We start from the raw sequence: 14,287 nt of genomic DNA, 5'->3' as shown, positions 1-14,287 counted from the left end.
ATGTTGAAGCGATTGACCGTTGTTCTGCTGGCAACGCTGGCCCTGGGTGGTTGTGACCGGGTTGACCCGAACTCCCCGCTGGGCAAGCGCAAGGTGATCTTCAAGGACATGCTCAAGACAAGCGAAGACCTGGGCGGCATGTTGCGTGGGCGGTTGCCGTTCGACGGGGTGAAGTTTGCCGACGGTGCGCTGAAGCTGGACAACCTTTCGCACCAGCCCTGGCAGCACTTCCCACAGGCGCGTGATGGTGGCGACAGTAGCGCGCGTGCCGAGGTATGGGAGCGTCAGGCACGCTTTCATGACCTGGCCCGGCAGCTGGAAGGCGTCACTGGCGAACTGGTCGATGTCACCCGCAGCCAGCCGCTGGACGCTGATCAGCTGAAGGTGCCAATGGACAAGGTCGAAGCGGCTTGCAAGGCCTGTCATACGGAATTCCGCAATCATTGATGGACTGCATTGCCCTGTGTAGGAGCGGCCTTGTGTCGCGATAGGGCTGCGCAGCGGCCTCAGGATTTCAGCTGATGCACAAATCGCCGGGGCCGCTTTGCGGCCCATCGCGACACAAGGCCGCTCCTACAATGATCGCGTTTGCCCGGTCGGGGCCTCAGCGATCCAGATCTTCCACCGCTTCCTGCAGTTCCTTGCGCGACTCTGCCAGCTTGTCCTTGCGCTTGTTGATCTTCTCCGAATCGCCTTTCTTCTCGGCTTTCTTCAAGTCCTTTTCCCGCTGCGCCACTTCGTGACGGGCGTCGAGCACCTTCTGCTCACGTTCCTTGCGCAGGCCGGCATCGGTGCAGTTGTCGACCCCTCGCAGTGCCTCTTCAAGCCCCGCGGCCTGATCGTTGTTGCCGTGGTCACGGGCAATCTTCAACTGGTTCTCGATGGCGCTACGCTTGGCGGCGCAACCGGTCAGGCCGGCATCCGGCTGGGCGGCTTGTACGGCGCCAGCGGCCAGGCCCAGTGTCGCGAGCAGGAAAAGGGTCGAAATACGTTTCATGAAAAGCCTCCTTGACGGGGCGGGGCAGCAAAAGTTGGGGGAAATCCTGCCTTGGTTTTGCCCATTTAGAAACCCTTGTTCGGGTTTTCCGGATTAATCTCGGGATTTTCCTACAGGTAAATTGGTAAACAATCATTGCTCGATGCTTTGCCTGTCGATCCGGAATCCGTCGATCCCTGCCGTGGCCAGCTGCGTTGCAATGGCTTGAACCTCGGTGGCCGCAAAAAATCCTGCAAGCTGTTGCCCGCGCTTTTCGCCGATACCGGGCATGGCTTGCCATTCAAGGTTTGTGCGGGCAGCAAGCTCCAGCCAGTCGCCTGTCACCTGCATGCCGGTGGGCGTGGGTGCGCCCAGCCCGCGCAGCCACTGGGCAAAGGGCCGTGAGCGGGCTTGCTCGAAACTGCCCAGCAACTGCGCAGCCGTTGCGTCACTGATACCCGCTACCTGGCCCAGGCGCTCGGCATCCAGATGCAGCCAGTCGGTCATCGAGGTCACCAGCCCGGCAGCCACCAGTCGGCGCCAGGTGCCGGGGCCGGTGCGCGGCAGGGCCAGCCCATGCTTGCCGCTGAGCCAGGTGAGGCGGGCAATGAATTGGTCCTCGCAGCCTTCGCTGGCCTGCCAGCAACTGTGGGCATGATGTTGGCCGGGCGCTGGTGCGGTTACCGGTTGGCGTTCGGCGGCGCGGTGCACCACTTGCTCCAGGCGCGGGATGGTCAGCCCGGCAAGGCTGACGGCCACCTGGTCACCGGGGCGGATGTCGAGCTTGAGCCAGCGAGCCAGCGAGCCCAGGCTCACCTGGGTGATTCGCCGGTCATCCAGGGTAACCGGCAGCACGTGCAACACTGGCGTGACCCTGCCTGTGCGGCCAACGCGGAAGCGTACTTCGCGCACTTCGGCCAGGGCCTGCGTGTACGGGTGCTTCCACGCCGCGATCCAGTAGGGTGCCTTGGCCTGCCAGCGCTCGGCCGGCGGCCGGACGCCTTGGCGCAACACCACGCCATCGGTGGCGAAGGGCAGGGGTGAGCGGTACCAGTACTCACGCCAGTGCGCGGCATCGTCCGCTGTTTCTATGGCGACGCTGTAATCCTGGCTGTGCGCAAAGCCCAGTTCCGCCAGCTTCGCGAGGCGTTCGGCCTGCTGCTCGGGGCCTTGCGGCCAGTCCCACACGAACAGGCCGATGCGCTCGCCTTGCTCACGGCCCAGTTGCTTGCGAGCCAGCAGCCCGGCAACCGTCCCTCGGGCGTTGGCGCTGCCTGCCTGGGCTTGCACATGCGCATCCAGGCGCAGGTAAAGTTCGCCCTGCAGTTGCAGGTCGATGGCCTGGGGCAGCTGCCGGTTGATTGCGTCGAGCAGGGGGATGTGGCGGCTCCAGTCGTGCCCCTGCACGCCGTCCCCCCGGCTGATCAACTGCACCAGTCGGCCCTGTCGGTAGATGAGGGATACCGCTACGCCATCGACCTTTGGCTGCACCCATACACCTGCCTTGCCGGCCAGCCAGCGTTCTACAGCCAGGCGGTCGGCCAGCTTGTCGACGCCGGTATGTGGCACCGGATGCGGGATTGGCCCGCCAGCGCTGGCCAGCGGGGACGGGGTGGTCGCGATGCCAAAGCATTGCTGCAGGTGCGCCAGGCGCTGGCGGCTCTGGTCATAGAGCTCATCGGGTACGAGCGCAATGCCCTGGCGATGGTAGTGGTCGTCCCAGTGGGCGAGCGTGGCACGCAGTTGGGCCACTTCAGTTTCAACTTGTTGCGGGTTCCAGTTGGGGCATTGGCTGGCCCAAATCAATGGGGCCTGGAGTGCGAGCAGTACGGCGAATAGCAGCATAAGCGGCATGGCCAGCATCCTTGCATGGCGGGTGGGAGCCCTCAGCCTAGGCAGGTAGCGTGCGGGTCGCCATGCAGCGTTTGTCAGCCCATATGTCACAAAAAAGCCCCTGCCGATTGTTCGGCAGGGGCTTTCGTCCAGCGCGGTAGGAAACTTACAGGCCGGCAGCGTCACGCAGCGACTGGGCGCGGTCGGTGCGCTCCCAGGTGAAGGTGGTGAAGGTGTCGTCGCCGACCGTCTTCTGCTGCGGGGTACGGCCGAAGTGGCCGTAGGCAGCGGTTTCCTGGTACATCGGGTGCAGCAGGTCGAGCATGGTGGTGATGGCGTAAGGACGCAGGTCGAAGCACTCGCGCACCAGCTGGATGATCTTGTCGTCGGAGACCTTGCCGGTACCGAAGGTGTTGATCGAGATGGAGGTCGGCTGGGCCACGCCGATGGCGTACGACACCTGGATCTCGCAACGCTCGGCCAGGCCGGCGGCGACGATGTTCTTGGCCACGTAGCGGCCGGCGTAGGCGGCGGAACGGTCGACCTTGGACGGGTCCTTGCCGGAGAACGCGCCACCACCATGGCGGGCCATGCCGCCGTAGGAGTCGACGATGATCTTGCGCCCGGTCAGGCCGCAGTCACCCACCGGGCCACCGATGATGAAGTTGCCGGTCGGGTTGATGTGGTACTGGGTGCCCTTGTGCAGCAGTTCGGCAGGCAGGGTGTGCTTGACGATCAGCTCCATCACGGCTTCCTGCAGGTCTTTCTGCGAAACCTCAGGGTTGTGCTGGGTCGACAGCACCACGGCGTCGATGCCGACCACCTTGCCATTTTCGTAACGGCAGGTGACCTGCGACTTGGCGTCCGGGCGCAGCCATGGCAGCAGCTTCGATTTGCGCGCTTCGGCCTGGCGCTCGACCAGACGGTGCGAGAAGCAGATCGGTGCCGGCATCAGCACGTCGGTCTCGTTGCTGGCGTAGCCGAACATCAGGCCCTGGTCGCCGGCGCCCTGGTCTTCCGGGCGGGAGCGGTCTACGCCCTGGGCGATGTCCACCGACTGCTTGCCGATGATGTTCATCACGGCGCAGGTGGCGCCGTCGAAACCGACGTCGGAGCTGTTGTAGCCGATGTCGATGATGACCTTGCGCACCAGCTCTTCCAGGTCGACCCAGGCGGAGGTGGTGACTTCGCCGGCGATGATGGCGACACCGGTCTTGACCAGGGTTTCGCAGGCTACGCGGGCGTATTTGTCCTGGGCGATGATGGCATCAAGGACGGCGTCCGAAATCTGGTCGGCGATCTTGTCCGGATGCCCTTCGGACACGGACTCGGAGGTGAAAAGGGAGTATTCGCTCATCTCGAAGGTTCCTGAAATTTACCGATGTTGTATGTCGCCAGCCGTCCGCTGGAAATGGCGGACCTGAATCTGGAAACCGTTACGCAAGCCCACGTACAGGCTGTCCCCGGGGGCCAGCCCGGCGGCGTTGGCCCAACGGGCCAGGTCGTCCTGTTCGAAGCCAAGCCACAGGTCGCCGCAGGCTTCGCGCGCCCACCCCTGGTCATGGCTGCACAGTTCGGTTACCAGCAGGCTGCCGCCTGCCTTCACCCGTTTGGCCAGCTGGCGCAAGGCCAGGGCCGGGTCGCTGAAATGGTGCAGCACCATGTTCAGCACAACGCAGTCGGCGGCCACATCCGTTGCACCCAGTGCATCGGCCAACTGCAGGTTCACGTTGTCGAGCCCTTCGCGCTGGCACACCTGGCGCGCCAGTTCGAGCATGGTCGGGCTGTTGTCCAGGGCGGTGACCTGGGCGAAGCGCCGGGCCAGGTCGGGCAGGAAGCCACCGTCACCGGGGCCGACCTCCAGGGCGCTGGCGGCCGGGTCGAAATTCAGTTTGTCGAGCAGCGCCAGCAGGCTTTCGCGGTACTGCGGCAGGCCGGCGATCAGGTCTTGCTGGGCGCGGAATTTCTCTTCCACGCGCTGGAAGAAGTCCTGGCTGGTGGCTGCGCGGCGTTGCTGCACCTGGGCGATGCGCGCCTGCACGTCAGGCGGCAGGGCCAGGTCGTCCACTTCTTCGAGCAGCGCCGCGTGCAGCCGACCGCCCAGGCGCAGGCTGTCGGGCAGGGCGCGGCGGTAGAAGATGGCATTGCCCTCGCGGCGGGTCGCCACCAGCTCGGCCTGGGCCAGCACCTTCAGGTGGTGGCTCATGCCCGACTGGCCCACGTCGAAGATCTGCGCCAGCTCCAGCACGCCGAACGAGTCGTTGGCCAGGGCGCGCAATACGTTCAGGCGCAACTCGTCGCCACTGGCTTTGCACAGGGCAGCCAATGCTTCGCGTTGCTCGGGGATCGATTGCGCACGGAGGTTCATGGTGCGGCAGTCTAGACAGGCATCGTTGCCCTAGCAAGGCCAATATCAAAAAGTTTTGATATTGGCTGATGGGCGGAGTGCGGGGTTGCCATTGCTGGCTTCTTCGCGGGCTCGCCCGCTCCCACAGGTTCGGCACAGCTCCCAAGCCCCGTGATGAATCTGTGGGAGCGGGCGAGCCCGCGAAGAAGCCAGCACCGTTCCCCGGATTTTTACCCGAAATCAGTGCCAATCAGAGGAAAATCCCCCGACTGCGACCATACGTCATTGCCCCAAGCCCCCCCAGTGGGCGAAAATGGCCGCCTTTTTTCGTGACACCACCTATTCAAGCCCCCCAGGAGATCAGCGATGCCCAGCCGTCGTGAACGTGCCAACGCCATTCGTGCCCTCAGCATGGATGCCGTGCAAAAGGCCAACAGCGGCCACCCAGGTGCCCCCATGGGCATGGCGGATATCGCCGAAGTGCTTTGGCGCGACTATCTGAAGCACAACCCGAGCAACCCGAGTTTCGCCGACCGTGACCGCTTCGTGCTGTCCAACGGCCACGGTTCGATGCTGATCTACTCGCTGCTGCACCTGACCGGCTACGACGTCACCATCGATGACATCAAAGGCTTCCGCCAGCTGCACAGCCGCACCCCGGGCCACCCGGAATACGGCTACACCCCAGGCGTCGAGACCACCACCGGCCCGCTCGGCCAGGGTATCGCCAACGCCGTGGGCTTCGCCCTGGCCGAAAAAGTGCTCGCTGCCCAGTTCAACCGTGACGGCCACAACATCGTCGACCACAACACCTACGTGTTCCTCGGCGACGGCTGCATGATGGAAGGTATCTCCCACGAAGTCGCCTCGCTGGCCGGCACCCTGGGCCTGAACAAGCTGATCGCCTTCTACGACGACAACGGCATTTCCATCGACGGCGAAGTGCACGGCTGGTTCACCGACAACACCCCGGCGCGCTTCGAAGCCTACAACTGGCAGGTGATCCGCAACGTCGACGGCCATGACGCCGACGAGATCAAGACCGCTATCGAGACCGCTCGCAAGAGCGATCGCCCGACCCTGATCTGCTGCAAGACCATCATCGGTTTCGGCTCGCCGAACAAGCAGGGCAAGGAAGACTGCCACGGCGCACCGCTGGGCAACGACGAAATCGCCCTGGCCCGCAAGGAACTGAACTGGAACCACGGCCCGTTCGAAATCCCGGCCGAGATCTACGCCGAGTGGGACGCCAAGGCTGCCGGTGCCAAGGCCGAAGCCGACTGGAACCAGCGCTTCGACGCCTACGCCAAGGCCTACCCGGAGCTGGCTGCCGAGTTCAAGCGCCGTGACAGCGGCGAGCTGCCGGCCGACTTCAGCGAGAAGGCCCAGGCCTACATCAACGAAGTGGCCGCCAAGGGCGAAACAATCGCCAGCCGCAAGGCCAGCCAGAACGCCCTGAACGCCTTCGGCCCGCTGCTGCCAGAGTTTCTCGGTGGTTCGGCCGACCTGGCCGGTTCCAACCTGACCCTGTGGAAGGGCTGCAAGGGTGTCGAAGCCAACGACGCCAGCGGCAACTACGTGTTCTACGGCGTGCGCGAGTTCGGCATGACCGCCATCATGAACGGCGTTGCCCTGCACGGTGGCCTGGTGCCTTACGGCGCGACCTTCCTGATGTTCATGGAATACGCTCGCAACGCCGTGCGCATGTCGGCACTGATGAAGCAGCGCGTGATCCACGTCTACACCCACGACTCCATTGGCCTGGGCGAAGACGGCCCGACTCACCAGCCGATCGAGCAACTGACCAGCCTGCGCAGCACGCCGAACCTGGACACCTGGCGCCCAGCCGACGCGGTGGAATCCGCCGTGTCCTGGAAAAACGCCCTGGAGCGCAAGGACGGCCCTTCGGCGCTGATCTTCTCGCGCCAGAACCTGCAGCACCAGGACCGCGATGCCCAGCAGATCGCCGACATCAGCCGCGGCGGCTACGTGCTCAAGGACTGCGCCGGCGAGCCTGAGCTGATCCTGATCGCCACCGGTTCCGAAGTGGGCCTGGCTGTTCAGGCGCACGCCAAGCTGACCGAACAAGGCCGCAAGGTGCGCGTGGTTTCCATGCCGTGCACTAGCGTGTTCGATGCCCAGGACGCTGCCTACAAGCAGTCCGTGCTGCCGCTGGAAGTAGGTGCGCGTATCGCCATCGAAGCCGCTCACGCCGACTTCTGGTACAAGTACGTCGGCCTGGAAGGTCGTATCATCGGCATGACCACCTACGGTGAGTCGGCGCCGGCTTCGGCACTGTTCGAAGAGTTCGGCTTCACCCTGGAGAACATCCTCGGGACTGCCGAAGAGCTGCTGGAAGACTGATGAATCAATGGAGGGCAGTGACGCCCTCCAGGTCGTGCAAGGGGGAGGGCTTCGCCCTCCATCGCGACACAAGGCCGCTCCTACAGGGTACTGCGCATGCAGCTCCTTGTAGGAGCGGCCTTGTGTCGCGATGGGCCGCAACGCGGCCCCAACAGCCATCATGCGTTAGCGAGCCAACGAATGCCCCACCTGCGTCCCTACAAAGTTGCACTCAACGGTTATGGCCGTATCGGCCGCTGTGTCCTGCGCGCGCTGTTCGAGCGGGGGGCAAAGGCCGGTTTCGAGATCGTCGCGCTGAACGACCTGGCCGACCAGGCCAGCCTGGAATACCTGACACGCTTCGACTCCACCCACGGGCGTTTCCCCGGTGAGGTGAAGGTCGATGGCGACTGTCTGCATATCAATGGCGACTGCGTGAAGGTGATGCGCAGTGCCACCCCCGAAGGCATCGACTGGGCCGCCCTGGACATCGACCTGGTGCTGGAGTGCTCCGGCGCCTACCACACCCGCGCCGATGGCCAGCGTTTCCTCGACGCCGGCGCGCCGCGGGTGCTGTTCTCGCAGCCAATGGCCAGCGAGGCCGACGTCGATGCCACGGTGGTCTACGGCGTCAACCAGGCCTGCCTGACCGGCAACGAGCGCCTGGTGTCCAACGCCTCGTGCACCACCAACTGCGGCGTGCCGCTGCTGCGTGTGCTGGACCAGGCATTCGGCATCGAGTACGTGCAGATCACCACCATCCACTCGGCGATGAACGACCAGCCGGTGATCGACGCCTACCACCACGAAGACCTGCGCCGCACGCGCTCGGCCTTCCAGTCGGTGATCCCGGTGTCCACTGGTCTGGCGCGTGGCATCGAGCGCCTGCTTCCGGAACTTGCCGGGCGAATCCAGGCCAAAGCGGTACGCGTACCGACCGTCAACGTCTCGTGCCTGGACATCACCCTGCAGACCGCCCGCGATACCAGCGCGGCCGAAGTCAACCGGGTGCTGCGCGAGGCGGCGCTGGAAGGCCCGCTGAAAGGCTTGCTGGCCTACACCGAGTTGCCCCACGCCAGCTGTGATTTCAACCATGACCCGCATTCGGCGATCGTCGATGCCAGCCAGACCCGTGTTTCCGGCCCTCGCCTGGTGAACCTGCTGGCCTGGTTCGACAACGAATGGGGGTTCGCCAACCGTATGCTCGACGTTGCCGAACACTATCTGCACGTCGTCCACCCAACCCGCAACAAACAGCCCTGAAGGACTGCATTCATGACCGTGTTGAAGATGACCGACCTCGACCTGCAAGGTAAGCGCGTACTGATCCGCGAAGACCTCAACGTGCCTGTGAAGGACGGTGTGGTAGCCAGCGACGCGCGTATCCTGGCAGCGCTGCCGACCATCAAGCTGGCCCTGGAGAAGGGCGCGGCGGTAATGGTCTGCTCGCACCTGGGCCGCCCGACCGAGGGTGAGTTCTCTGCCGAGAACAGCCTCAAGCCGGTCGCCGACTACCTGAGCAAGGCCCTGGGCCGCGAGGTGCCGCTGGTTGCCGACTACCTGGACGGTGTCGAGGTCAAGGCTGGTGACCTGGTGCTGTTCGAGAACGTGCGCTTCAACAAGGGCGAGAAGAAGAACGCCGACGAGCTGGCGCAGAAATACGCCGCCCTCTGCGACGTGTTCGTCATGGACGCTTTCGGTACTGCCCACCGTGCCGAAGGTTCGACCCATGGCGTTGCCAAGTTCGCCAAGGTCGCTGCTGCCGGCCCGCTGCTGGCAGCCGAGCTGGATGCCCTGGGCAAGGCCCTGAAGGCCCCGGCCAAGCCGATGGCAGCCATCGTTGCCGGCTCCAAGGTCTCCACCAAGCTGGACGTGCTGAACAGCCTGAGCTCGGTCTGCGATCAGCTGATCGTCGGTGGCGGCATTGCCAACACCTTCCTGGCCGCAGCCGGCCACCCGGTGGGCAAGTCGCTGTACGAGCCTGACCTGGTCGACACCGCCAAGGCCATCGCCGCCAAGGTCAGCGTGCCTCTGCCGGTCGACGTGGTGGTTGCCAAGGAGTTCGCCGAGAGCGCCGAAGCCACCGTCAAGGCCATTGCCGACGTTGCCGCTGACGACATGATCCTGGACATCGGCCCGCAAACCGCAGCCAATTTCGCCGAGCTGCTGAAGTCGTCGAAGACTATCCTGTGGAACGGCCCGGTCGGCGTGTTCGAATTCGACCAGTTCGGCAACGGCACCAAGGTGCTGGCCAAGGCCATCGCCGACAGCGCCGCGTTCTCCATCGCCGGTGGCGGTGACACCCTGGCAGCCATCGACAAATATGGCGTTGGCGCCGATATCTCCTACATTTCTACCGGTGGTGGCGCCTTCCTCGAGTTCGTCGAGGGCAAGGTCCTGCCGGCCGTGGCAATCCTGGAAGAGCGGGCCAAGGCCTGATGACGTCGGCGCTTGGCAAAGGGAGCGGCCTGATGGTCAAGCAATTGCCTGTGATGATGCTGGCTGGCCTGCTGAGCGCATGCGCCGGCGGCCCGGCCTCGGATGCCGACCCGGCGCAGCCGCCCAGGGGCGGTTGTTACCAGTCCGAGTGGCAGGCCGAGACCGTGCCGGTCATCAGCAAGCGCGTGGGCCCGGAAGGCCTGGAAAAATACGACGAAGACCACCAGCGCAAGGCGCCGGGTTGCCCTTGATCGGGTAACAGGCAACCTGAAGGCTGATTTGTGGTCTTGAGGTAGGGGCCGCTGTGCGGCCCTTCGCGGGCTTGCCCGCTCCCACAGGTACAGCGCTTGACCTGTGGGAGCGGGCAAGCCCGCGAAGGGCTGCACAGCAGCCCCCAATCGAGGAAACTGAATGAAAGCGCTTTTGGCCGTGACGGCCCTGGCGACACTGGCAGGATGCTCGCTGCTGAAGCCGGCGCAACCCGCCCCGGCAGACGACTGGACCCGTTGGGTCTGCGACACCCAGGCTGAAGTGCTGTGGCGCTTCGCCGATGCGCAGCGCGACCAGGTCGATGTGCGCCTTGGTGGCGGCGACCAGGTCTACCGGCTCAAGGCCGAGCCGGGTGCCTCGGGTGCGCTGTACAGCGATGGCATGCTGGCCTTCCATACCAAGGGCGAAGAAGGCCTGGTGTACTGGGTGGCAACCAACGATCTGATTGGGCGGGGCTGCAAGGCACCGTGACTGGCCGGGCCGCGAGGGTGGCCCACACTACTTGAACAGCAACCGCCCCTGCGGCAGGCTTGCACGAAACAAACGACGCTTGTCGGGAGAGAGATACACAATGGCACTCATTAGCATGCGCCAGATGCTGGACCACGCCGCCGAGTTCGGTTACGGCGTACCAGCTTTCAACGTCAACAACCTCGAGCAGATGCGCGCCATCATGGAAGCGGCCGACAAGACCGACTCCCCGGTGATCGTCCAGGCTTCGGCCGGTGCCCGCAAATACGCCGGTGCCCCGTTCCTGCGTCACCTGATCCTGGCGGCCATCGAAGAATTCCCGCATATCCCGGTGTGCATGCACCAGGACCACGGCACCAGCCCTGACGTCTGCCAGCGCTCGATCCAGCTGGGCTTCAGCTCGGTGATGATGGACGGCTCGCTGGGTGAAGACGGCAAGACCCCGACCGACTACGAGTACAACGTCCGCGTTACCCAGCAGACCGTTGCCATGGCCCATGCCTGCGGCGTTTCGGTAGAAGGCGAGCTGGGCTGCCTGGGTTCGCTGGAAACCGGCATGGCCGGTGAAGAAGACGGCATCGGTGCCGAAGGCGTGCTGGACCACAGCCAGATGCTGACCGACCCGGAAGAGGCTGCCGACTTCGTCAAGAAGACCCAGGTCGACGCCCTGGCGATCGCCATCGGTACCAGCCACGGTGCCTACAAGTTCACCAAGCCACCAACCGGTGACGTGCTGGCCATCGACCGCATCAAGGAAATCCACAAGCGCATCCCCAACACCCACCTGGTGATGCACGGTTCGTCCTCGGTACCGCAAGAGTGGCTGGCGATCATCAACCAGTACGGCGGCGACATCAAGGAAACCTACGGTGTACCGGTCGAGGAAATCGTCGAAGGTATCAAGTACGGCGTGCGCAAGGTCAACATCGACACCGACCTGCGTCTGGCTTCCACCGGTGCCATGCGCCGCCTGATGGCGCAGAACCCGAGCGAGTTCGACCCGCGCAAGTTCTTCGGTGAAACCGTCAAGGCCATGCGTGACGTGTGCATCGCCCGTTACGAAGCCTTCGGCACCGCTGGCAATGCCTCGAAGATCAAGCCGATCTCCCTGGAAGGCATGTACCAGCGCTACCTGAAAGGTGAGCTGGCCGCCAAGGTCAACTGATCTTCTGGCATTAATGAAAAGCCCGCAGCGATGCGGGTTTTTTCATTTTTGGGTGTTAGAACCTTGCATCTGTGATGGCCTCTTCGCGGGCACGCCCGCTCCCACAGGGAGCATGCAAACCCTCCATGTGGGAGCGGGCATGCCCGCGAAGAGGGCGGCACATATTCCCGGCAAAGCGACCGTTAGTCGGCTACCGTATAGTTGAGGCACTGATAGCGTTCTGATTGCATTGCGTGTTATCCGCTCAGGTCTAGAGTACTAGTGGATCCAACCGTATCTTGAAGTCGGTCACATAATAGAGAAGCAGCATGGATGGCGCTCACCCTCACCCCCAACCTCAGCCACTGGATGGCAGCTCGGTTCTTCTGGTGGTAGACGATTACCCCGAAAACCTCATCAGCATGCGGGCATTGCTGGCCCGTCAGGATTGGCAGGTGCTGACGGCAAACTCGGGGATGGAAGCCCTGAGCGCGTTGCTCGAGCACGATGTCGACCTGGTCTTGCTGGATGTACAGATGCCGGAGATGGACGGCTTCGAAGTCGCCCGGCTGATGCGCGGCAGCCAGCGTACCCGGCTGACCCCGATCATTTTCCTCACCGCCAACGAACAGTCCGAAGCGGCCGTGCTCAAGGGCTACGCCAGCGGCGCCGTGGACTACATGTTCAAACCGTTCGACCCGCAAATCCTCAAGCCCAAGGTCCAGGCCCTGCTCGACCAGCAGCGCAACCGGCGCATGCTGCAGCGGCTGACCCGCGAGCTGGAAGCGGCCAGGGCCTTCAACGCATCGATCCTGGAGAACGCCGCCGAGGGCATTCTGGTGGTGGATGCCCAAGGCATCATCAGCTTTGCCAACCCGGCCATTTCCCGTTTGTTGTCAGCGCCGGTGCAGGAGTTGCAGGGCGCCCATCTGCTCGACCTGGTGCAACTGACCAGTGCCAGCCTGTGGAACGAATCGGACTTCTACCAGGCCTACCTGGGGCGGCGCATCTTCCGCGTGCATGATGCCCAGCTGCGCACCCTGGGCGGCGAGCTGGTGCCGGTGGCGTTGTCCTGTGCGCCACTGCCGGCAGAACAGCAGGCCATGGTGGTCACCGTGCTGGACATGTCGGTGGTGCGCAACCTGCACCAGCAGCTGGAGTACCAGGCCGTCACCGACCCGCTTACCGGCCTGCTCAACCGCCGCGGGTTCTACCAGGCCGCCGAAGGTGCGCTGCTGCGCAACGAGCGTTCGGACAAGGCGCAGGCGCTGATGTACATGGACCTGGATGGCTTCAAGCGCATCAACGACTCGCTCGGCCACGACGCGGGCGACCGGGTGCTGCACTGGGTAGCCGAACAGCTCAAGGATTGCCTGGGCAGTGAAGCGCTGCTGGCGCGCATGGGCGGGGACGAGTTCACCGCACTGTTCGACAGCCTGCCTTACCCGGAGCAGGCCGGGCGCTATGCCGAGCGGTTGCTGGAACGTATTTCCATCAGCCACCAGGTAGAAGGGCTGGATGTGAGCCTTGGGGTGAGCATCGGCATCGCCACCTATCCGGATTGCGGCGCCAATGTCGAAGGCCTCTTGCGTGCGGCCGATGCGGCGATGTACGCGGCCAAGCAGGCGGGGCGCCAGCAGTATCGCTTCTACGATCAGGAGCTCAACGGCCGGGCGCGTTCGCGGCTGATGCTCGAGGACAGCGTACGCACGGCCGTGGAGCAGCAAGACTTCACTCTGGTTTACCAGCCGCAGGTTGGCTTCAACGATGGCCACCTGCGTGGCTTCGAGGCCTTGCTGCGTTGGCAGCATCCCAGTGTCGGCGACGTGCCGCCGGGGCTGTTCATCCCGTTGCTGGAAGAGGCGCGTCTGATCAACCGCCTGGCCAGCTGGATCTACCGCCAGGGCGCGGCTCAGCGCCAGGCCTGGTGCCAGCATTTCCCGGCGGACCTGGTGCTGGGTATCAGCCTGAGCCGAGCGCAGTTCGCCATGCCAAGCCTGGTCGACGAACTGCACCGGGTCATCCAGCTTTACCAGCTGGACCCGGCGCAGCTGGAAGTGGAGGTGGCGGAAACCTCGCTGATGTACAACATCGATGCGGCGGTGAAACAGATACACCGCTTGCGCGAGCTGGGTGTGCGGGTGGCGCTGGATGACTTTGGTGCGGGCGACTGCTCGTTGCGCATGTTGCGCGACCTGCCGATCGATACCCTCAAGCTCGACCGCCACCTGGTCGCGCGCCTGCCCGACTCGGCGGTGGATGCCGCGCTGGTGCGCAGCGTCATCGGCCTGTGCGCCGACTACAGCATCACGGTGATCGCCGAGGGGGTTGAAACCCCGGCCCAGGCGGCCTGGCTCAAGGCCAATGGCTGTGAGTACGTGCAGGGGTTCCTGGTGGCATACCCGATGACCGCCACGGATGCCAGCAGCTTCCCGGTGATTTTCTCCTGGCCGGGGCCATGATT

12 protein-coding genes are annotated in these 14,287 nt (G+C 64.2%); 8 read left to right on the top strand and 4 right to left on the bottom strand.

Annotated features, from left to right (window positions below; genetic code table 11):
• The gene (locus CAG46_RS00875; RefSeq protein WP_085614825.1) at nucleotides 1–447 is read left to right on the top strand and encodes a cytochrome c; all 447 of its coding nucleotides are present in this window, start codon (nucleotides 1–3) and stop codon (nucleotides 445–447) included.
• Between the two features lie 157 nt (nucleotides 448–604).
• Here the strand turns inward: CAG46_RS00875 and CAG46_RS00870 are convergent, their stop codons facing one another.
• The 4 genes from CAG46_RS00870 to CAG46_RS00855 all read right to left on the bottom strand — a co-directional run bounded on the left by CAG46_RS00870 (nucleotide 605) and on the right by CAG46_RS00855 (nucleotide 5,177).
• A complete protein-coding gene (locus CAG46_RS00870; protein ID WP_085614684.1) occupies nucleotides 605–997 on the bottom strand; it encodes a DUF1090 domain-containing protein in 393 nt (130 codons plus the stop codon).
• A gap of 132 nt (nucleotides 998–1,129) precedes the next feature.
• Entirely contained in the window at nucleotides 1,130–2,830 is a 1,701-nt protein-coding gene (ligB, locus tag CAG46_RS00865) for an NAD-dependent DNA ligase LigB (RefSeq protein WP_085614686.1), read from the bottom strand.
• A 145-nt stretch (nucleotides 2,831–2,975) separates the two neighbouring features.
• Nucleotides 2,976–4,166, bottom strand: coding sequence for a methionine adenosyltransferase (gene metK, locus CAG46_RS00860; protein WP_015272060.1), 1,191 nt, complete (start codon nucleotides 4,164–4,166; stop codon nucleotides 2,976–2,978).
• An 18-nt stretch (nucleotides 4,167–4,184) separates the two neighbouring features.
• Nucleotides 4,185–5,177, bottom strand: a complete 993-nt coding sequence (locus tag CAG46_RS00855; RefSeq protein WP_085614688.1) for a metalloregulator ArsR/SmtB family transcription factor — start codon at nucleotides 5,175–5,177, stop codon at nucleotides 4,185–4,187.
• Between the two features lie 345 nt (nucleotides 5,178–5,522).
• Between CAG46_RS00855 and tkt the strand changes: the two genes are divergently transcribed.
• From tkt to CAG46_RS00820, 7 genes are all read left to right on the top strand, one after another.
• The gene (tkt, locus tag CAG46_RS00850; RefSeq protein ID WP_085614690.1) at nucleotides 5,523–7,520 is read left to right on the top strand and encodes a transketolase; all 1,998 of its coding nucleotides are present in this window, start codon (nucleotides 5,523–5,525) and stop codon (nucleotides 7,518–7,520) included.
• Nucleotides 7,521–7,700: 180 nt separating this feature from the next.
• Complete coding sequence (epd, locus tag CAG46_RS00845; protein WP_013974502.1) at nucleotides 7,701–8,762, top strand: erythrose-4-phosphate dehydrogenase; 1,062 nt, start codon at nucleotides 7,701–7,703, stop codon at nucleotides 8,760–8,762.
• Between the two features lie 12 nt (nucleotides 8,763–8,774).
• Nucleotides 8,775–9,938: a phosphoglycerate kinase gene (locus CAG46_RS00840; RefSeq protein ID WP_075046574.1), complete on the top strand. Its 1,164-nt coding sequence runs from the start codon at nucleotides 8,775–8,777 to the stop codon at nucleotides 9,936–9,938.
• On the top strand, nucleotides 9,938–10,189 hold the full coding sequence (locus CAG46_RS00835; protein ID WP_085614692.1) for a hypothetical protein: 252 nt from the start codon (nucleotides 9,938–9,940) through the stop codon (nucleotides 10,187–10,189). Before CAG46_RS00840 ends, CAG46_RS00835 begins: the two co-directional genes overlap by 1 nt.
• Nucleotides 10,190–10,349: 160 nt before the next feature.
• The gene (locus CAG46_RS00830; RefSeq protein ID WP_013974499.1) at nucleotides 10,350–10,679 is read left to right on the top strand and encodes an MliC family protein; all 330 of its coding nucleotides are present in this window, start codon (nucleotides 10,350–10,352) and stop codon (nucleotides 10,677–10,679) included.
• Nucleotides 10,680–10,779: 100 nt separating this feature from the next.
• Entirely contained in the window at nucleotides 10,780–11,844 is a 1,065-nt protein-coding gene (fba, locus tag CAG46_RS00825) for a class II fructose-bisphosphate aldolase (RefSeq protein WP_016712383.1), read from the top strand.
• 308 nt (nucleotides 11,845–12,152) lie between these two features.
• On the top strand, nucleotides 12,153–14,285 hold the full coding sequence (locus tag CAG46_RS00820) for a bifunctional diguanylate cyclase/phosphodiesterase (protein WP_085614695.1): 2,133 nt from the start codon (nucleotides 12,153–12,155) through the stop codon (nucleotides 14,283–14,285).
• Nucleotides 14,286–14,287 lie beyond the last annotated feature (2 nt).

The sequence above is a fragment of the Pseudomonas sp. B23(2017) genome, assembly GCF_002113725.1.
Classification (GTDB): domain Bacteria; phylum Pseudomonadota; class Gammaproteobacteria; order Pseudomonadales; family Pseudomonadaceae; genus Aquipseudomonas; species Aquipseudomonas putida_Z.
This window is presented reverse-complemented; position numbering and strand designations above follow the sequence as displayed.